The sequence below is a fragment of the Tistrella mobilis KA081020-065 genome (genome assembly GCF_000264455.2).
Taxonomy (GTDB): domain Bacteria; phylum Pseudomonadota; class Alphaproteobacteria; order Tistrellales; family Tistrellaceae; genus Tistrella; species Tistrella mobilis.
Map to the genome: position 1 here is coordinate 190,646 of NC_017958.1, position 18,533 is coordinate 209,178.

Here is an 18,533-nt window from a genome sequence, read left to right on the forward strand (position 1 = left end):
GCCGGGCTCGACACTTGACCTTCGGCCCGGTTTGACGCACAAATCGCGGGTTACAGCAGGGCCGCGCCGTCAGCAGGCGGCGGGAGCCCGTATCCCGACCGGTTCCGGTCCGTTCTCGCCTGCCGCCCTCTTCCCCGCCGGGAAGGGGTCGCCGCGGGCGTGGCCGTGTCCCGGGCATACGGTCAGAGCGGGCACGGCCCGCGTGGCGAACGCCGCAAGGCGGGCGCCCGTACCTTGAGGAAATGGTGCCATGGGCAGCAAGAACAACCCGAAGAACCGCGGCGCTGCTGCGGTTGAGAAGACCTTCGACGGCAAGAAGGTGAAGCCGGTCCTGTATGTCGGCTCGAATGTCGGCCATGGCCGCTACATCGCCGCCCAGGACGAGGGTGGCAAGCTGGTGAACGACGCCGGCGGCCGCCCGGTCGCGTGGCGCGATATCTGAGTCTTTAATTCAGCCCCTCGGCCCAAGCGGCCGCTACCGCGGCCTTGGCCGCCGCCTCAATGGCGGCTGGGTGCCGCTGAGCGGCACCGGGGTATGAAGACGGACGACACACAAAACGGCCGCAGTCGGGAAACCGGCTGCGGCCGTTTTGTGTGTCGGGGATCAGGAGGCGCCGCGGGGCAGGAAGGGTGTGGTGGCGGCGGCGCGGTCGGCGTGGCGGACCAGGCCTTCGGCCATACGGTCGTCGAAGGTGACGTCGACCCGGACGTCACGCACGGCATCGCCACGCCAGACCGCCTCGCCCGCTTCCAGGCGCAGCTTGCCGCCGCCATGGGCCGGCAGGCCGCGGAGCGCAATACGGTCGGCCTCTGCCACCGCGTCGCGGCCGGTCATATAGGCATCGAGGTTGAGACGGTCGAAGGCGACCCGGCCGCCCAGGCGCCAGGCCTGATCAGGCCCGCCCCAGGCCGCCGACAGCCCGCCCGATACCTCGGCGCCGTCGAAGGTGCCCGAAAGATCGGTGAGGCCCAGCCCGCCGGGGGCCAGTGCCGCCGTGGCCCTGAGCGCCAGCCGGCCCAACCGGCCCGGGGCTACGCCCGGCTGCTCGCCGCCGTTGAAGGCTGCAATCAGGCCCGAGACCGAGCGGGCTTCGAGCGTCATGATGCCGTCGAAGCCGAGCCCGCCGGCCCGCTGGCCCACACGCCCCTCGGCATCCAGCCGGGTGGCGCCGGCCGGGCTTTCGACCGAGAAGGCCGGCATCAGCACATCACCACCGGTGCGCGGGTCACGCTTCAGCGTGACGGCGAGATCGGAGAGCGCCGGCATCGCCGCCATCCCGGTTGCGACAGAGGCCGCGGTGAGGTCAAGGTTTGCCGGCAGCGCGCCGAGCAGGGCCGCAGCAGCGCCCGGGGCCGCGGCGGCTTCGATCCAGGGGCCGGCATCGAAACGGCCCAGATCGATGCGGGCAGTGACGCCGCCGGCCATGCCGTCGGGCGCCCAGGCAAGTTCCCCCTCGGCCCGACTGTCGCCGAGGCTCATCTCCGCACGGGTCAGCCGGGCACCGGTGTGGTCGACCTTGAGCGCACCGGTCAGACGCAGCGGCAGGCCGAAGGGCACCGGCGGCGGGGTGGTGGCACCCGACACGTCGGAAACCAGCCCGGCCAGCACGCCGGCATCCCCGGCCCTGAGATCGATGCTGCCATCGAAACCGCCGGGCAGGATCCGGCCGTCATAGGTGACCGCGGCACCGCCGGCGGTGAGCGTCGCACGGCCGGCGACGGCGCGCACGCCCTCGCGATCGGCCGCACCCAGACGCATCTCCAAGAGGATGGGCACGCCGCCCGCCGACATCCGCCCGGCGAGTTCCCGCCCGCCCCCGGCGAGCGCCTGGCTTTCCGCCTCCACCCCATCGAGCAGCACCCGCCGCCCGCCGCCGAGGCCAAGATCCAGAATGCCGTTGTGAATGGTGAGATCGGGCGCGCCCGCAATCAGAAAGGAGGCGGCGGACGCCGCCGCCGTTGCCGGTTTTGCCCCGGCTTCGGGCCCTTCTTCCAGGGCGAGGCGCGGCCCGTCGAGCACCACCCGCCGGGGGCTGAGCCCACCGCCCAGAAGATCGCCGAAGCCAAGCCCCATCGAGAGATGATCGGCGGCAAAGGCGGTTTGCGGATCGTCGCCGATCAGCACCTCGTCGAGGCCCAGTTCCGGCATGGGGAACAGCCGGAGCGTGATCGGCCCGGCCACCGACACCCGGGCGCCGATGGCATCGGCCAGCCGGCCGACGACGCTCTGGGCCGTGGCCGGCGAGACCTCGCGCAGATCCCGGCCCGGCAGCCAGACGGCACCGGCAACCCCCGCCGCGGCCAATCCGGCCACGACGATCACACCGGTCGTGATCGCGATACGGGCGAACGACATCGCCTCTCCGTTCCCTCTGGCGTTCCGGCCGCCTTTCCGGCGGTCCGGTCGGGCCTGCGGCCGCATTCCTGCCGGACATCCCCCTCAGAATGCCCCTCGCAGGATGGCGGTCCGCGCCCTAGATTCTCTTCCCGCCGGCCCCTGCCGGCAGCGCCGCCCTTGCGGCGTCATTGACCCTAGCCGGGGCCGCGCCCATGGGCAACTCTGCCCGTGACCGGCGATGTCCGCGGCAGACCTGCCGGAGGAGACGTCGGCCATGGGTGACGTCATCAACCTCAATGCCGTGCGCAAGCAGCGCGAGCGCGCGGCCAAGGAAGCCCGGGCGGCCGAGAACCGCGCCCGTTTCGGGCAGAGCCGCCTTCAGCGCGATCTGCGCGATGCGGAGCAGAGCCGTGCCGAGCGCGAGCTGGACCGCAAGCGGCTGTCCTTCGACGACCCGGACAAGACGCCCAAGCGTTGATCGGGGCCGGGCGTTGATCGGGGCCGGGCGTTGATCGGGGCCGGGCGTTGATCCAGGACCAGCCGACCGCCGCCGGATCAGCCGGCGACGAGCGGCCGGGTCACCGCAGCAAGCCAGCCCCTGACGCCATCGTCGACCAGGGGCGAGACCTCGGCCAGCACCCGCGCGTGATAGGCATCGACCCAGGCGATTTCGTCGGCGGTCAGCATGTCCACCCGGATCAGGCTGCGGTCGATGGGGGCGAGCGTCAGGGTTTCGAAGCCGAGGAACCGCCGGCCGGCGAAGCCGGTGCCCTCGTCCCGCACCACCAGCAGGTTCTCGATCCGGATGCCGTAGCGGCCGGGCTCGTAATAGCCGGGCTCGTCGGACAGGATCATCCCCGGCTCCAGCGGCTGGCTCGACAGTTTGGAAATCCGCTGCGGGCCTTCATGCACCGACAGATAGCTGCCGACGCCATGGCCGGTGCCATGGTCGAAATCCAGCCCCGCCGCCCAGAGATCGCGCCGGGCCAGGACGTCGAGCTGGGCACCGGTGGTGCCGGCCGGAAAACGCGCCACCGCCACCGCGATATGGCCCTTCAGCACCCGGGTGAAGGCGTCTGCCACCTCTGCCGGCAGATCGCCCACCGCCACGGTGCGGGTGACGTCGGTGGTGCCGTCCAGATACTGGCCGCCGCTGTCGACCAGATAGATCTGCCCCGGCTCCAGCCGCCGGTTGCTGCGCTCATTCACCCGGTAATGGGCCATGGCGGCATGGGGCCCCGAGGCGGAGATGGTCTCGAAGCTCATGCCCCGGTAGTGATCGAGCCCGGCGCGCAACCGGCCGAGTTCGGCCGCGGCGTCAAGCTCGGTCAGATGGCCCTTGGGCGCCTCGGCCGCGATCCAGGCAAGGAAGGTGACCAGCGCGCCGGCATCGCGCAGATGCGCCGCCCGCGTACCCGCCAGCTCCACCGCATTCTTGCGCGCCTTGGGCAGCGAGACCGGCGAGCTGCCCTCCACCACCGTGGCCCCCGCCTGCTTCAGCCGGTGATCGGCCCAGATATTGGCGGTGGTGGGGTCGATCAGCACCCGGCGACCGGCGCAGTCGTCGAGTGCCGCCCCCAGCGCCTCGACGCCCGCGACCCGTGCCTCGCCCGCCAGATGGTCGATCACCTCGGGCGTCAGCTTGCGGCGGTCGATGAAGATCTGCGCCTCGCCGTCGCTGGCGATCAGGCCGAAGCCCAGCGGCAGCGGCGTGCAGGGCACGTCGGCGCCGCGGATGTTGAGCAGCCAGGCCAGTTCCTCGGGCATGGTGATCAGATAGGCATCGGCGCCGGCGGCGGCGATCGCCTCGCCGATGCGCTTGCGCTTGGAGGCCACGCTCTCCCCCGCGAAGGCCTCGTCATGGGGCACCACGGGGGCAAGCGGCATGGCGGCGCGGCCGTTCCAGATGGCATCCAGCGGGTTGCCCTCCAGCGCCGCAAGCTCGACGCCGGCACGCGCCAGCACGCGCTGCCAGCGCGAAATCTCGGCCGGGGTGTGCAGCCTGGGATCATAGCCGATCCGCGCACCGCGCCCGGCGGTCTCGGCGATCCAGGCGATCGGCGTGCGCTCCACCACATGGCAGCGCTCGAACACCTGCCCGTCGACCTCCTGCTCGGCCTGGATGGTGTAGCGACCGTCGACGAAGACGGCGGCCCGGTCCTTCAGGATGACTGCGGTCCCGGCCGAGCCGTGGAAACCGGTGATCCAGGCCAGCCGTTCGGCCGCGCGCGGCACGTATTCACCCTGATGCTCGTCGGCGCGCGGCACGATGAAGCCGTCGACCCCCGCCGCCGCCAGCCGCAGCCGCAGCCGCGCCACCCGGCCGGCCGTGTCCGGCGCCTCGTCCCAGAGCCCGTCTTCCAGCCGGGCCGCAACCTCGGCCCGGCGGGCGACCAGCGCTGCGACCAGGTCCGGATCATGCGGGCCGCGGCCCAGAACCAGATCCACCCAGCGCAGGTCGCCGGCAGGCGATGCCGCGGCATCGATGCCGGCCAGCAGGGCGTCGAGCCCGGCCGCCCCCACCCGTGCGCCCCGGGCGGCAAGCCGCCGGGCAAGCTCGTCACCATCGAGCGACAGAGAGATCGGGGCAGCGGTTCCGTCCGGGGTGGAAGCGGTCATGGGGTCAGGCCTCATCAGGAGGAAGGGCGGTTCAGTCCTGACGGCGGGGCGCCCGCCGCATCATCAGCGTGGTCCAGCCGTCGAGCACCAGGCGCTTGTCCAGCACCAGGCCGCGACGGCGATAGGCGTTCAGCACCCAGCTGTCCTGGCGGGGGGTCAACCCCGACAGCACCAGCCGGCCACCCGGCGCCAGATGCCGCACCACCACCGGCGCCATCCGCGCCAGCGGCCGGGCCAGGATATTGGCCAGGATCAGGTCGTAGGGGCCGTGGGCCATGACCTCGGGCCGGCGGAAGCCTTCCGAGATCAGCGGGATCACCCGGTCGCGAACATGGTTGATGTGGATGTTCTCGGCCGTCACCGCAACCGAACGCGGATCATTGTCGACCGCCAGCACCCGGCGGCGCAGCCGGCGCGGGTTGAAGCGCTGCGCCGCAGCGATGGCGAGCACGCCCGTGCCGCAGCCCATGTCCAGAACCCGGCCGACCGGCTTGCCGCGCCGGGCCAGGTGATCGATCATGGTCAGGCAGCCGCGGGTGGTGCCGTGCTCGCCCGAACCGAAGGCCTGGCCGGCATCGACCACGATGCCGATCGCCCCCGGGCGAACCACCTCGGCCGCGTCCAGATGGCTGCCATGGACCACGAACTGCCCGGCATGGATGGGCACGAAGCTTTTCAGCACGTCGCTCGCCCAGTCGCGATCCTCGATCTGGTCGAGCACGGGCGTCTCGAGCGCGATGCCTTCGGCGGCCGCGGTCAACGAGATGCGGGTGCCGATTTCGGCCATGTCGGGCCGGGGGCCGCGGGCATAGCCGGTGACACGCCACCACAAACCGTCCTCGATCACCTCGAAACTGGTGAGGCTTTCGACGAAGGGCTCCAGCGCGGTCTCGACCGCGGACACATGCTCCAGACCCGGAACCTCCAGGGTCAGCCGCCAGACCAGGCGGGCGGGATCAGACGGGCTCGACAAAGCGATCGATCACTTTCTTCCGGCCGACCCCGTCGAACACCACCTGCAGCTTGTCGCCTTCGATGCGTTCGATGAAGCCGGTGCCATATTTGGCATGCGACACCCGCATGCCGATCTTGAAGGACGAGGTATCGGCGGCCCTGGCCGCCGCGGCCGCCTGTCCCGGGGTGCGGCCGCTGGCGGGACCGGGGCGCCGGGGCGCCACCGACATGCCGCCCCGTTCCACCCTGACCGCGGTGCCGTCGATGGTCCGGGCGGTGACGTCGTCGGCCAGCCGGGTCGCGCGGTCATAGACTTCGGTCTGGGCATAGGGGCTGGTCTGGGCGTATGGGTCGGCACGCCGCCCGGCCGGCTGCCAGCCGGCGGCGCGGTTGCCGCCATAGACCCCGGTCTGGCCCGAGAGTTCGACATGCTCGGCCGGCAGTTCTTCCACGAAGCGCGAGGGAACGGCCGACAGCCACTGGTTGTAGACCCGGCGATTGGCCGCGAAGCTGATCACCGCCCGGCGGCGGGCGCGGGTGATGCCCACATAGGCCAGCCGGCGTTCCTCTTCCAGCCCGTCGCGGCCGCTTTCCTCCAGCGCGCGTTCATGGGGGAAGACGCCCTCCTCCCAGCCCGGCAGAAAGACGGTGTCGAATTCCAGGCCCTTGGCGCCGTGCAGGGTCATGATGCTGACCATGTCCTCGCCTGCGCGGGTATCGGTGTCCATCACCAGCGAGACATGTTCGAGGAAAGCCGGCAGGCTGTCGAATTCCTCGACCGTGCGCACCAGCTCCTTCAGGTTGTCGAGCCGGCCCTGGGCCTCGGGCGTCTTCTCGGTCTGCCACATGCCGGTCAGCCCGCTTTCATCCAGCATCTGCCGGACCACCTCGCCATGAGGCTCGTGCGACAGCGCCTCGCGCCAGCCGGCGATCATGCGGGTGAAATCGGCCAGTGCCGCGCGCGCCTTGGGCCGCAGCCCGCCCACCACCACCGGATCGGCCGCGGCCACCAGCATCGGCAGCCCCGCCGCCCGTGCCGCCACCGCCACGGCCTGAACCGAGGTGTCGCCCAGCCCGCGCTTCGGCACGTTCACCACCCGCTCGAAGGCCAGATCGTCGGCGGGCGTGATGATCAGGCGCATATAGGCGAGCGCGTCGCGCACCTCGGCGCGCTCGAAGAAGCGCAGGCCCCCGACCACCCGATAGGGCATGCCGATGGTCACGAAGCGGTCTTCGAAAGCGCGGGTCTGATGGCCGGCGCGGACCAGCACCGCCATGTCGGAAAGCGACATGCCCTGGGCGCGCAGATGTTCGATCACGTCCGAGACGAAGCGGGCTTCCTCGTCGCCATCCCAGCAGCCCTGGACCCGGACCTTCTCGCCCTCGCCGTCATCGGTCCAGAGCGTCTTGCCCAGCCGCTCTTCATTGTTGGCGATCACGGCGCCGGCGGCGGCCAGGATATGGCCGGTGGAGCGGTAATTGCGCTCCAGCCGGATCACCGTCGCCTCGGGAAAATCCTTTTCGAAGCGCAGGATGTTGCCGACCTCGGCACCGCGCCAGGAATAGATCGACTGGTCGTCGTCGCCCACGCAGCAGATGTTGTGATGGGCCTGGGCCAGCAGGCGCAGCCACAGATACTGGGCGACGTTGGTGTCCTGATACTCGTCGACCAGGATGTAGCGGAAGCGGCGCTGCCAGTCGGCCAGCACGTCGGGATGCTCGCGGAACAGCCGGATGCATTCCATCAGCAGATCGCCGAAATCGGCCGCGTTCAGCTCTTTCAGCCGTTTCTGATAGGCGGCGTAGAGATCGGCACCACGGCCGCGCGCCACCTCATGCGCCTCGGCCCCCGGCACCTGGCCCGGCTGCCAGCCCTTGTCCTTCCAGCGCTGGATGGCGCCCACCAGCACCTTGGGCGGCCAGCGCTTCTCGTCGACGCCGGCCGCCTGGATCACCTGCTTCGCCAGCCGCACCTGATCATCGGTATCGAGAATGGTGAAGGTGGAGGTGAGCCCGACCAGCTCGGCGTGCCGGCGCAGAATGCGGGCACACAGCGAGTGGAAGGTGCCGAACCAGAGCCCGCTTTCTTCCGCGCCGATCAGCCGCCCCACCCGCTCGCGCATTTCGCGCGCGGCCTTGTTGGTGAAGGTGACCGCCAGGATCTGCCAGGGCCGGGCGCGGCCGGTATCCACCAGATGCGCCAACCTTGTGGTCAGCACCCGGGTCTTGCCGGTGCCGGCGCCGGCCAGCACCAGAACCGGCCCGTCCAGCGCCTCCACCGCCGCCCGCTGCTCGGCATTCAGCCCGTCGAGATAGGCATGGGCATGGGACGCACCGGCGCCGCGCGCGGGATGCTGCGGCACCGAGGCTTCCGGCAGGCTGAACGGATCGGACATCGGAGGGGCCGGCTCTCTTGGTCTGGACGCGGGGTTCCGGGTTCGCTGGAACATAACCGAAACGCGGCCGCGACGACAGCCATCGGCACGCCTGCCTTACCTATACCCTCGGCGGTGCATCTGCAAGGCGTGCGCCTGGGGGTTGTCGGCCTGGGGTTGTCAGGAGGTACCTGGGCGGGTCTGGGCCTGCCAGAACCTCCGCAGCCGATCGTGAGGTTCGCGCATCCAGCGCTCACAGAGCGCGATCTCGGCGGCTGAGGCCTCACGACGCTTACGGTCACCATCGGGAACGAAGGCCGGACGGTCGCCGCGGCCCTTGGAATAGAGCCGCGCCTCGCGCTCCATCCCGGCGATTTCTTCCGGCTGCGGCCGGATGCCGAGCCAGGGCAGAATGCGGTCGATCACCGCCCCCGGCAGCTCGGCATGGTCGACCAGCAGCCACCCGGCCGGCGCGCCGGCGATCCTGTCCGCCGCCAGAGACAGTGCCCGCCCGAGAACGGCGGCAATGAACGTCTCGATGTCCATGCCGGCGGCAGCGGTCGGCCGCATGCCCAGGCTGAAGGCCCGACGCATCGGGTTGTGAAACGAGAGCGACCAGCCGGGCCGAAGGCGCAGGTTCGAGACCAGAATCTCCAGCGGATCCCGCATCACGAAGACCTTGCGCATCCGAGGCGCGACCGTCTCCAGCTCGCCGAGGCGGTCCAACCCGATGCACGAGAACTTCACCATAAAATACCGGGCCTCGGGCATCATCGGACGCCCGAGCAGGGCAAGCACAAGGCGCAGATCATCCTGCCTGACACCGGCCGGAACCGGCGTCCAGAACGGCCCCATCAGATCGAGCAGCGCTTCCGGCTCGTCGGCGATCTGCACGCCGCCGATCCCGCCCAGCATGTTGGCGACCAGGGTCGACCCGCAGCGCGAGGCATGGAAGATCCCGGCCGTCAGCGGCAGGCTGGTGGCCGGAGACGGTCCGGCAGCCAGAGACGGTCCGGCCGTCAGGGACGGATCATCCAGCGACAAATCCCGGAAGAGCAGATCCCGAAAGGGCGCATCCGCATCCCGCGCCTGACGCAGTGCCGCACGGAACGACCAGCGGCCATCAGCCGGCCGGGCGGCGGACCTTAGGCGCAGACGCCGGCCGTCGCGGGTGATGAGCGCCCGCTCGGGCAGCTCCCATCCGGCGATCAACTCATATTGCGGGTGGCGAGACCTTCCGTAACCTGGCTGCCAGCCCCCTCGGTCTGATCATGGATGGGCACGACCGTCAGCCTTGGCGTCGACCAGACCGCCGACGTCATATTGACACTGGCAGAAAGCTCACCGTTTCGATCGGTCATCGCCGGCTACTCCTTAATGATGATGATTTGTGCAGACAATACACATTGCGATCGGCGCGGTGAACGGGCAAGAGCGTCGCCGCCCGGAGATGATGTGCCTCAGCCATTGCCACCCTCGGCCCGACAGATGAACTGCCCGACGCGCAACCCGCGCCCGACGGCATGCAGCAGGGGCAGCATGGTTTCCAGCCGGGACGCCTCTGTCGCATCTGCGGGCCAGGCCTCGATCAGCCGCCGGATCTTCGGCAGGTCGAGCACCTCGCGGGCAAGCGGCGATGCCTCGCAGCGCGCGATCTCCGCCATCATCCAGTCGCGCCGGATGGTCATCCGGTGGAACCAGTCGGCATTTTCCAGACCCGTCCGGCGCTCGTCGAGCACCGCCTGCGGCAGACGACCGGCCAGGACCCGCCTTGCAAGCCAGCGGTCGCGGCCCCGGTCCAGATACTGCCCCGGGGGCAGCCCCAGGCAGAAATCGACCAGCCGGACATCGGTGAGCGGATGGCGCCGATCGGCCGGATCGGCCCACATATGGCCGGAATGCGCGAGCTTCAGGAAGGTGTTCTTCTCGATCAGCTCGATTCGCATGTCGGCGTCGCGAGAGGCGGTGCACCGTGGCGCATGGCCTGTAAGACGTCCCTCTGCGAGCCGTTCGCCGAGTGCCGGGGCAAGGGCGCTGCGTTCACGCCAAAGCTCCGGCCGTCCCCTGAGGCGCTTCACGGCAAGCCGCAGTTCGGGCGGCAGGGCCGGCAGCAGCGCCCATCCCAGAAATTCCCGGAGCGGTGATTTGCCCTGGCGTGCCCGCCCGGCCAGATTCGATGCCAGAGCCCCGAAGTGCAGGCGACGAAGCTGATCGGCCATCGCAAGACGCCCGTCCCAGCTGAGCGACAGATTGCCGCCCTCGCCCGTCAGCACCACACGCGCCCCCAGATCGCGCGCCAGATCCGGTGTCGGGTGATAGAGCCCGTCCGAGAACAGCCAGCTCATCGGCCAGTCACGGCGATGGAAACGACCGCCCGGATCTTCATCCGGCCCCGTCGGCTCCGGCGCCACCACATGATGGGGCACCATGTTCGGATAGAGCGGCGGCACCAGCCGGGCACCATCCCACTCATCCTGGATCAGCCCGGGCACCTCGGGCAAAGCCACCATGGGCTGCGGTCGCACGGTCACGGTATGCAGGGGCGCCGGGCCCCGCAGCCGGGCCGCCGTCGTGGCCACGGCGGTGGAATCGAGCCCGGCCGTCAGATGGCAGAGCAGCGGTTCGTCACCGGCCGGCAGACGACAGGCGACCGCCTGTTCCAGCAGATGGCGGGCCGCCTCGACATAGTCGTCATCGCGCCGGAACCGGATCCGGCGGGTGTGATCGGGCTGCCAGTACCGCCAGAGCCGCAGACGGCCGTCGGACCAGGTGAGCCCATGCCCCGGCGGCAGCATGTCGATATCGGTGTGAACGGTGCGATTGGGCCGGCGATGGGCGGCGGCGACCAGCGTCAGCCCCAGAATATCCGGATCCAGCCCCTGGGGAACGGCCGGGTGGGCCAGAAGCGTATCGATCCGGGACGCGAGCAGAATACCGTCCGGGCGGCAGCAATAGAACAGCGGCCGCCCGCCCATCTGGTCGATCGCCGCAATCAGCTCCCGGCGCGCCGGATCCCAGCGGATGACCGCAAAATCGCCCACCCAGGCGGCGGGGGCAGCCTCTCCCTGACGGGCCAATGCGGCTGCGGCAAGGGTGTCTGCCTCCGTTCCGGCCGGATGGTCGAGCATGGCGGCGAGTTCGGCAGCATTGTAGAGGGCACCGTCGAACAGGCTGACACTGCCATCCGGTCCCGGCCGGCATGGCAGGGGCCGCGGGGGCCGCGACGACGGTCCGGCCGCCCCGGTCTGGAGCAGCAGGGCGATGCCGTCGTCATGGTGCCGGCGGATGGTCAGCCCGGATACGGACACCGCCGCCGCCGCCCGCCGGTCGTCGATGACGCCATAGTCTCGCCCGACATGCGCGAACAGGAGATTCACGGCACCGTTCCCACCTCGAATGGATGTCGCCAAGAGACGGCCGTCTGTCTCACGGCCTACCTATCCGGTCGGACAGGGCTCTGCAAGCCGGGAACGATCGGATGCGCCGCCGGCGTCACGCCGAAGCTCTGGCGGAACCGGGCGATGAAGCCGCTGACGCTGGCATAGCCGAGGTCGAAGGCGATGGCGGTGACCGAGGCGCCCTCGGCGAGCATTTCCAGCGCGCGCATCATCCGGGCGCGGTGGCGCCAGTCGGTGAAGCTGAGGCCGGTTTCGCGCGGAAACCGGCGGCTGAGCGTGCGCGGGGTGATGCCCGCCCAGGCGGCCCAGCCGTCCAGGCTGCGTCCGTCGGCCGGATCTTCCAGGATCGCCTGTGCGATCCGCTGAAGGCGCGGCTCCGCCGGCATGGGCAGGCCGAAATCTTCGGCGGGAAGCCCCCTGATCTCGTCCAGGATCAGCCCGGTGATCCGGGCGCGCGCCGCATCCGTCCGCTCATCTTCCCAGCTCGCGGCGCGCAGGATCGCCTCGCGCAGCAGGGCCGGCACGCGCACCGTGCGGGGGGTGGACGGAAGCTCCGTGCAGCGATCGGGGCGGATATAGGCGGTCCACCCGGCGCCCGGCCCGAAGCTTCGCCCGCCATGCAACTGCCAGGGCGGCAGCCAGATGCCGTAACCGGCCGGCACCAGCCAGGCGCCCTGATCGGTCAGCACGGTGACGACCCCGCGGCTGCAGCCGATCATCTGGCCGCGGGGATGACGATGGGCCTCGGTGTCGAATTCGCGCTTCAGCTCAACCGTGAAGGCTGCGACCTCCGGGCCGTCGAGGGCATGGCCGATCGTCTCGGGTGCATGGGACATGGCGCCATCCTGCTATCGATTGGCGCCGATAGATTAGCAGCGCCAGGCCAGACGGCGTAGAACGGATCCATCCGAATGCGGGAGGCAAACCCCATGTCCGACATCACCCCGACCGATCTCGACCAGCTCTATGATCCGCCGTCCGAGGCGATCCAGCGCGGCGTCATGCCCCATCTGATCGGCTTCCACGAAGACTATATCGCGCGCGCCACCTTCTTCTGCCTGGCGAGCGGCCGCGAACACGGCCTCGACGCCTCGCCCCGGGGTGGTCCTCCCGGCTTCGTGAAGGTGATCGACCCGCAGCATGTCGCCTTCGCCGACTGGCCCGGCAACAACCGGATCGAAACCCTGCGCAACCTGGTCGAGGACGACCGCCTGGCCATGCTGTTCCTGTTTCCGGGGCTGGAAGTCTTCCTGCGCATCAACGGCCGCGGCCGGATCTCTCGCGAGGCCACGCTTCTGGCGCAGCTGACGGAAGGGGCAAAGACCCCCAAAACCGCGATCGTGGTCGCAATCGACGAGGTGCTGTTCCACTGCGGCAAGGCCATCAACCGCGCCCGCCTCTGGCAGCCGGACGCCCGCATCGACCGCGGCACCCTGCCCTCGGTCGGCCGGATGAAAGCCGCCATGACCGGCGGCTCAGACGCCGATGCCGGGCGGGTGGATGCGGAATATGAGCGGGCGGTGAGGAATGATCTGTATTGATCGGCTTGCGGGGTCAGGAGGCCGGCCTTACCCACTCAAGGGTAGAAGGAGCGCCTGACCATGCACTCTCAGACACCCATGCCCGACAGCAGTGCCGACGGCGAGCGCCGCATTGATCTTTCGGTGCGCGACAGCGAAGCCTTTGTTCGGGCTCTCACCGACCCGCAGCCGCTCGAGGATCGCCTGTCGGACACCATCGGTCGATACCGCCGGCAGACCGGCGTCTGACACATACAACCGACGTTTCGGTCAGATCGCAGGCGACGACATCTTGCCGGTCACCATCTTGTCGGTCACTCCCCTGCATCTGCCCGAGGAACCTGCTCCGCCACAAACCGGATCCGCCCCTCCACCACCGGCGCCACCTCGCCGCTGCGGGCCAGGTGGTCGATCACCTGGTTGGCGGTGAGTTGCGAATCCGACAGGCCGATCACGGTCCGGGCGGTGGCGAAGGCGCCATAGCCGTCGCCGGCGCCGGCCACGTAATCGGTGGTGGCGAGCTGGTAGAGCCGGTCGGGGTCGAGCGGCTCACCGCCCACCATCACTTCCTGAAGCCGGGCGCCGGGCGGCTGGGCGGGATCGACGGTCAGGGTCATGCCCGAGACCTGCGGGAAGCGGCCGGCCAGCTCGTCCAGCCCTGAGAGGCCGTTTTCCAGCGCCTTGTGCAACTCGGCGCCGGTCACTTCCAGCTTGAGCGTCCGGTTGCCGAAGGGCAGTTCCGAGAGGATGTCGCGGCGGGCGATGCGGGTGCCGGGCTCGTAGATCCGGTCGGCGCGGATGCCGCCGCCATTGATCATCGCCACCTCGGCCCCCACCGCCGCACGCATCGCATCGGTGATCAGATTGCCGATCGCCGCCTCCCGCCCGCGCACGGTGGCCCGGCGGCTGTCGAGGGCTGTGGCCAGCGTCGCCACCGGCTCGTCCAGCGCGGCGCCCAGGCTCTGCCCGTATCGGGCGACCAGGGCGGCGATGTCGGGATCGGGCGTCACCTCACCCGTGTCGACGATCTCGAATCGCGGGCGCCAGCTCAGGCGGTCGGCGGTCTTTTCGATGTCGATGCGGGTGACGACCACATGATCGCCTTCCGATCCGCTTTCGGCGAGGGCGACGCGGCCGTCATGGAAGACCAGCAGATGTTCGTCATGGCCCGACAGGATCAGATCGGTGCCGCCGTCGCGCACCAGACGCATGTCGATGTCGAGGGGCGTATGGGCCACCGCGACCACGAAATCGGCCCCGGCCTCGCGCAGCTGCCGGGCGGCGGCACGGCCGGCATCCAGGCTGGCGCCGAAGATGATGGCGCTGCGCCTGGCCACGACCCGGGTCGATTCGGTGGTGAGCCCGTAGAAGCCGATGCGGATGCCGTCCTGCTCGACGATTTTGGCGGGCAGCGTATGGGCCGGCTGGCTGCCGTCGGGCTCGTGGATGTTGGAGGCAACGACGTCGAAGCGGGCCTCGGCCATGCGGGCGCGGAAGACCTCGGCGCCGAAATCGAACTCGTGATTGCCCGGCACCATCACATCGGGGGGCATGTGGTTCAGGATGTCGATGATATGCCGCCCCTGATCGAGGCCGGAGAGCAGCGAGGGCGAGATGGTGTCGCCGGCATGGATGAAGAAGGCCGGGCCTTCCTGCCGCACCCGGTCGAGCACCGCCTTGACCCGGGCAAAGCCGCCGCGGCCGTCCTTCTCGTCCATCCGGTCGATGTCGTTGGTCTGGACGAAGCGGAGGGTGACGGTTCCGGCCGCTGCCGGCACGGCGGTGGCGGCAAGCAGAATGGCGGCCGCGACGGCGGCCAGATGGTGGCGACGCAGCGTCAGCGGCATTGCCCGACACTCCCTTCGGCGCAGCGCGTGGTGCCGTCGACCCAGACGGCCCCTTCCAGATCGGCATCATAAAGATCGGCGCCGGTCAGATTGGCGCCGGTGAAATCGGCGCCGCGCAGATCGGCGCGGTAGAACCGGGCGCGGCGCAGATCTGCGCCGGTGAAATCCGCCCGGGCGGCCTTGGAGCGGGTGAAATCGGCACTTTGCAGATCGGCCTCGGCGAAGATCGCCGCTTCGGCCTTGCCCGAGACGAATTTCGCGCCGCGCAGATCCGCGCCCGAGAAATCGGTGCCGGTGACGTCGGCGCGGGTGAACGAGGCATCGCGCAGCCGGCCGCCGGTCAGCGACATGCCCTGCATCGGCCGCCCGTCGAAGAAGCAGCCGACCCAGTTCACCCCCGGCCGGCCGGGATCGCTGCAACCGGCGCGGGCGGGACCGGTATCGGCGGCGATCACCGCGGCGAGGGCCAGCAGGGAGACGGTCAGGCTGCGGCGCAAAAAGCTGCGAGAGTCGGTCTGGCGGGTCATCGGGAGCATTTGCCTCGTCTGGCCGATCCATAACACGGCATCCGCACCAACATATCGCGCCACGCCACCCCCGGACAGGCCGAAGCGCCGGCTGCGACGCCGCGACACCGCCGGGGCCGGCGCGAAAAGGGTTGGCGTTCGCGGCTGACGGGGACAATCTGTGCATCAAACACCGGATGCGGAGGCCCCGATACCGGTGATCGACATCTTTCCGGAGATCCGTGCCATGGCCCTCGCCGCCCCCGCCCCGTCCGCCCCCGCCCGGCCCGTCGCCACTGCCGTCGACGACGCTTTCGTCGCGGCCCTCGTGCAGCTTCTCGGCGACCGGGTCTCCACCGCTCAGGCGGTGCGCGAACAGCATGGCCGCGACGAGAGCTATCACGACGTCGAGGCGCCCGATGTGGTGGTCTTCCCCGAGACCACCGAAGAGGTGGCGGAAGTGGTGAAGCTCTGCGCCGCCCATGCCGTGCCGATCATCCCCTTCGGCACCGGCACCTCGCTGGAAGGCGGCGTTGCCGCCACCCGCGGCGGGGTGTGCATCGATGTCAGCCGGATGAACCAGATCCTGCGGGTATCGACCGACGATCTGGACGTCACCGTCCAGGCCGGCGTCACCCGCAAGCAGCTGAACGAGCATTTGAAGACCACGGGGCTGTTCTTCCCGATCGACCCCGGCGCCGATGCGTCGCTGGGCGGCATGGCCGCGACCCGCGCCTCGGGCACCAATGCGGTGCGCTATGGCACGATGCGCGAGAACGTGCTGTCGCTGACCGTGGTGATGCCCGACGGGCGGATCGTCAAGACCGCACGCCGCGCCCGCAAATCCTCGGCCGGCTATGATCTCACCCGGCTGTTCGTGGGCTCGGAAGGCACGCTTTGCGTGATCACAGAAGTCACGCTTCGGCTCTATGGCGTGCCCGAGGCGATCTCGGCGGCGGTCTGCCCGTTCGAGACCCTGGAAGGTGCCGTGCGCACGGTGATCCAGACCATCCAGATGGGCATTCCGGTCGCCCGCGTCGAACTGCTCGACGAGCTGTCGGTCAAGGCGGTCAACGCCTATTCCAAGCTCGACAACCCGGTGCAGCCGACCCTGTTCTTCGAATTCCACGGCACCGAGGCGGGTGTGGTCGAACAGGCCGAGATGGTGCAGGCGATCGCTGGCGAGCATGGCGGCGGCGATTTCCGTTTCGCGACGCTCGCCGAAGACCGCAACGCCCTCTGGCAGGCCCGGCACAATGCCTATTACGCCTCGCTCAGGCTGAAGCCCGGCTCCAAGGGCTGGCCGACCGATGTCTGCGTGCCGATCTCGCAGCTGGCCGATGCGATCCTGGAGACCCGCAAGGATCTGGAAAGCTCCAGCCTGATGGCGCCGATGGTCGGCCATGTCGGCGACGGCAATTTCCATCTGGTCTTCCTGGTCGACCCCGAGAACCCCGACGATCTGAAAGAGGCCCAGCGCCTCAACGACCGGCTGGTGGAGCGCGCGCTCGCCTTTGGCGGCACCTGCACCGGCGAGCATGGCGTGGGCCTGGGCAAGCGCGACTTCCTGATCGCCGAACATGGCGAGGCGATTTCGGTGATGCGCCAGCTGAAGCAGGCGCTGGATCCGCAGGGGATCATGAACCCGGGCAAGGTGCTGCGCCCCTGAAGGTCTGAGTCCGGGGAGGATCTGAGCCCGGGAAGGGCTCACCCGAAGGTTTCCCGGCAACCACTCTGCAACGATGCCCGCGCGCCCCGGCCGCGGGCATCGGCGTTTCCGGGGTGACGCGGGTGGTATACCGGGCCTAGACTGCCCGCCATGCCGGCACCAGACCGGTAGCTTCGACAAGACGATGACGTGTGAAGAAACCGTCGGGAGACGACCGAAGATGCTCAGCACCCGTTCCGGGGCGCGGCCTTCCCGCCGCAGCCTGCTCAAGACCATCGGCCTTTGCGGCGCGGCGCTCGCCGCCCTCGCCTCGGGCCTGCCCGGCGGCGCCGTCGCGGCGGAAAAGACCAAGGTGACGGTCGCGGCCCTCGCCTTCGTGTCCTCCTCGCCGCTGTTCATCGCCAAGGACCGCGGCTATTACGAAGCCGAAGGGCTGGATGTCGACATCCAGATCTTCCGCGCCGCCCAGCCGGTGGCGGTGGCGATTGCCTCGGGCGATGCCGATTTCGGCGTGACCGCCTTCACCGCCGGCTTCTACAACCTGGCGGGCAAGGGCGCGCTCAAGGTCATCGCCGGCCAGTCGGCCGAAATCGCCGGCCAGGACGGATCGGCGATCCTGGTCTCCAACAAGGCCTGGGACGAGGGCTTCCGCTCGGTCGACGACTTCCCCGGCCACAGCCTGGCGATGACCCAGACCGGATCCTCCTTCCACTACATGATCGGCCGGATCGCCGAGGCCCGCGGCTTCGACCTCTCGAAGGTCGACCTGAAGCCGCTGCAGGCGGTGCCGAACATGATCGCGGCGCTGAAATCCGGCCAGGTCGACGCGATGATCATCGTGCCGCATATCGCCAAGGGGCTGGTCGATTCGGGTGCCGCGAAGATGATCGGCCGGGTGGCCGATATCGCCCCCTATCAGCTGGGCGGGCTGTTCACCTCCACCCGCAACGTCAGCGAACATCGCGACATGGTGGAGCGGTTCGTGCGCGCCTATGTGAAGGCGGCGGCCGACTACAACGCCACCCTCAACCAGAACGACGCCAAGGGCGAACGGGTCTATGGGCCCGACACCCAGCCGGTGGTCGACATCATCAACAAATATGTCTATCCCGAAAAGCCGAACGATGCCGGCGTGAAGGCGGGTGCGATGTATATCGAACCCCAGGGCCGGTTCGATGCCGCCGACATCGCCGATCAGCTGCGCTGGTACAAGCAGCACGACCTGGTCGATGCCGATGTCGAGGCCGCAAGCTTCGTCGACACCAGCTTCGTGCCCGGCGGCTTCTCGGTTCAGGCGAAGTGACGAC

Annotated in this window: 16 protein-coding genes; 6 read left to right on the plus strand and 10 right to left on the minus strand. The window is 69.6% G+C overall.

What is annotated here, in order from left to right:
- The first annotated feature begins 250 nt into the window (after nucleotides 1–250).
- Nucleotides 251–442 (plus strand): hypothetical protein, encoded by a 192-nt coding sequence (locus tag TMO_RS24700; protein WP_014747779.1) that lies wholly within the window; start codon nucleotides 251–253, stop codon nucleotides 440–442.
- Nucleotides 443–604: 162 nt separating this feature from the next.
- On the opposite strand, the gene TMO_RS24705 is transcribed toward TMO_RS24700, so the two are convergent.
- Nucleotides 605–2,356, minus strand: coding sequence for a hypothetical protein (locus tag TMO_RS24705; RefSeq protein WP_014747780.1), 1,752 nt, complete (start codon nucleotides 2,354–2,356; stop codon nucleotides 605–607).
- A gap of 256 nt (nucleotides 2,357–2,612) precedes the next feature.
- Between TMO_RS24705 and TMO_RS24710 the strand changes: the two genes are divergently transcribed.
- A complete protein-coding gene (locus TMO_RS24710) occupies nucleotides 2,613–2,816 on the plus strand; it encodes a DUF4169 family protein (RefSeq protein ID WP_014747781.1) in 204 nt (67 codons plus the stop codon).
- A gap of 77 nt (nucleotides 2,817–2,893) precedes the next feature.
- Here the strand turns inward: TMO_RS24710 and TMO_RS24715 are convergent, their stop codons facing one another.
- The 7 genes from TMO_RS24715 to TMO_RS24740 form a co-directional block, all read right to left on the minus strand.
- Nucleotides 2,894–4,957 (minus strand): aminopeptidase P family protein, encoded by a 2,064-nt coding sequence (locus TMO_RS24715; RefSeq protein WP_014747782.1) that lies wholly within the window; start codon nucleotides 4,955–4,957, stop codon nucleotides 2,894–2,896.
- Between the two features lie 31 nt (nucleotides 4,958–4,988).
- Nucleotides 4,989–5,930 (minus strand): 50S ribosomal protein L11 methyltransferase, encoded by a 942-nt coding sequence (locus TMO_RS24720; protein ID WP_014747783.1) that lies wholly within the window; start codon nucleotides 5,928–5,930, stop codon nucleotides 4,989–4,991.
- On the minus strand, nucleotides 5,914–8,307 hold the full coding sequence (locus tag TMO_RS24725; RefSeq protein ID WP_014747784.1) for an ATP-dependent helicase: 2,394 nt from the start codon (nucleotides 8,305–8,307) through the stop codon (nucleotides 5,914–5,916). The genes TMO_RS24720 and TMO_RS24725 overlap by 17 nt, the downstream gene beginning before the upstream one ends.
- 159 nt (nucleotides 8,308–8,466) lie before the next feature.
- A complete protein-coding gene (locus TMO_RS24730) occupies nucleotides 8,467–9,498 on the minus strand; it encodes a hypothetical protein (RefSeq protein WP_014747785.1) in 1,032 nt (343 codons plus the stop codon).
- Nucleotides 9,495–9,647 carry a hypothetical protein gene (locus tag TMO_RS31895; protein WP_187297891.1) on the minus strand — a complete coding sequence of 51 codons (153 nt, stop codon included), beginning with the start codon at nucleotides 9,645–9,647 and terminating at the stop codon, nucleotides 9,495–9,497. Before TMO_RS31895 ends, TMO_RS24730 begins: the two co-directional genes overlap by 4 nt.
- Nucleotides 9,648–9,746: 99 nt before the next feature.
- Entirely contained in the window at nucleotides 9,747–11,663 is a 1,917-nt protein-coding gene (locus tag TMO_RS24735; RefSeq protein WP_014747786.1) for an asparagine synthase-related protein, read from the minus strand.
- Between the two features lie 56 nt (nucleotides 11,664–11,719).
- Complete coding sequence (locus TMO_RS24740; protein ID WP_014747787.1) at nucleotides 11,720–12,520, minus strand: AraC family transcriptional regulator; 801 nt, start codon at nucleotides 12,518–12,520, stop codon at nucleotides 11,720–11,722.
- A gap of 93 nt (nucleotides 12,521–12,613) precedes the next feature.
- Here TMO_RS24740 and TMO_RS24745 point away from each other — a divergent pair, with 93 nt between their 5' ends.
- The gene (locus tag TMO_RS24745; protein WP_014747788.1) at nucleotides 12,614–13,225 is read left to right on the plus strand and encodes an MSMEG_1061 family FMN-dependent PPOX-type flavoprotein; all 612 of its coding nucleotides are present in this window, start codon (nucleotides 12,614–12,616) and stop codon (nucleotides 13,223–13,225) included.
- Between the two features lie 60 nt (nucleotides 13,226–13,285).
- Nucleotides 13,286–13,453: a hypothetical protein gene (locus tag TMO_RS31900; RefSeq protein ID WP_187297892.1), complete on the plus strand. Its 168-nt coding sequence runs from the start codon at nucleotides 13,286–13,288 to the stop codon at nucleotides 13,451–13,453.
- A 65-nt stretch (nucleotides 13,454–13,518) separates the two neighbouring features.
- On the opposite strand, the gene TMO_RS24750 is transcribed toward TMO_RS31900, so the two are convergent.
- Both TMO_RS24750 and TMO_RS24755 read right to left on the minus strand, forming a co-directional pair.
- The gene (locus TMO_RS24750; RefSeq protein WP_014747790.1) at nucleotides 13,519–15,051 is read right to left on the minus strand and encodes a bifunctional metallophosphatase/5'-nucleotidase; all 1,533 of its coding nucleotides are present in this window, start codon (nucleotides 15,049–15,051) and stop codon (nucleotides 13,519–13,521) included.
- Nucleotides 15,042–15,578, minus strand: a complete 537-nt coding sequence (locus TMO_RS24755; RefSeq protein ID WP_014747791.1) for a pentapeptide repeat-containing protein — start codon at nucleotides 15,576–15,578, stop codon at nucleotides 15,042–15,044. Before TMO_RS24755 ends, TMO_RS24750 begins: the two co-directional genes overlap by 10 nt.
- Nucleotides 15,579–15,804: 226 nt before the next feature.
- Here TMO_RS24755 and TMO_RS24760 point away from each other — a divergent pair, with 226 nt between their 5' ends.
- Both TMO_RS24760 and TMO_RS24765 read left to right on the plus strand, forming a co-directional pair.
- Nucleotides 15,805–17,226: an FAD-linked oxidase C-terminal domain-containing protein gene (locus TMO_RS24760; protein ID WP_051045646.1), complete on the plus strand. Its 1,422-nt coding sequence runs from the start codon at nucleotides 15,805–15,807 to the stop codon at nucleotides 17,224–17,226.
- Between the two features lie 220 nt (nucleotides 17,227–17,446).
- Nucleotides 17,447–18,529: an ABC transporter substrate-binding protein gene (locus tag TMO_RS24765; protein WP_014747793.1), complete on the plus strand. Its 1,083-nt coding sequence runs from the start codon at nucleotides 17,447–17,449 to the stop codon at nucleotides 18,527–18,529.
- Nucleotides 18,530–18,533 lie beyond the last annotated feature (4 nt).

Coding starts and splice junctions, on each gene's coding strand:
- TMO_RS24700 (WP_014747779.1), top strand. CDS start 251: ATGGGCAGCAAGAACAACCCGAAGAACCGCGGCGCTGCTGCGGTTGAG.
- TMO_RS24705 (WP_014747780.1), bottom strand. CDS start 2,356: ATGTCGTTCGCCCGTATCGCGATCACGACCGGTGTGATCGTCGTGGCC.
- TMO_RS24710 (WP_014747781.1), top strand. CDS start 2,613: ATGGGTGACGTCATCAACCTCAATGCCGTGCGCAAGCAGCGCGAGCGC.
- TMO_RS24715 (WP_014747782.1), bottom strand. CDS start 4,957: ATGACCGCTTCCACCCCGGACGGAACCGCTGCCCCGATCTCTCTGTCG.
- TMO_RS24725 (WP_014747784.1), bottom strand. CDS start 8,307: ATGTCCGATCCGTTCAGCCTGCCGGAAGCCTCGGTGCCGCAGCATCCC.
- TMO_RS31895 (WP_187297891.1), bottom strand. CDS start 9,647: ATGACCGATCGAAACGGTGAGCTTTCTGCCAGTGTCAATATGACGTCG.
- TMO_RS24740 (WP_014747787.1), bottom strand. CDS start 12,520: ATGTCCCATGCACCCGAGACGATCGGCCATGCCCTCGACGGCCCGGAG.
- TMO_RS24745 (WP_014747788.1), top strand. CDS start 12,614: ATGTCCGACATCACCCCGACCGATCTCGACCAGCTCTATGATCCGCCG.
- TMO_RS31900 (WP_187297892.1), top strand. CDS start 13,286: ATGCACTCTCAGACACCCATGCCCGACAGCAGTGCCGACGGCGAGCGC.
- TMO_RS24750 (WP_014747790.1), bottom strand. CDS start 15,051: ATGCCGCTGACGCTGCGTCGCCACCATCTGGCCGCCGTCGCGGCCGCC.
- TMO_RS24755 (WP_014747791.1), bottom strand. CDS start 15,578: ATGACCCGCCAGACCGACTCTCGCAGCTTTTTGCGCCGCAGCCTGACC.
- TMO_RS24760 (WP_051045646.1), top strand. CDS start 15,805: ATGGCCCTCGCCGCCCCCGCCCCGTCCGCCCCCGCCCGGCCCGTCGCC.
- TMO_RS24765 (WP_014747793.1), top strand. CDS start 17,447: ATGCTCAGCACCCGTTCCGGGGCGCGGCCTTCCCGCCGCAGCCTGCTC.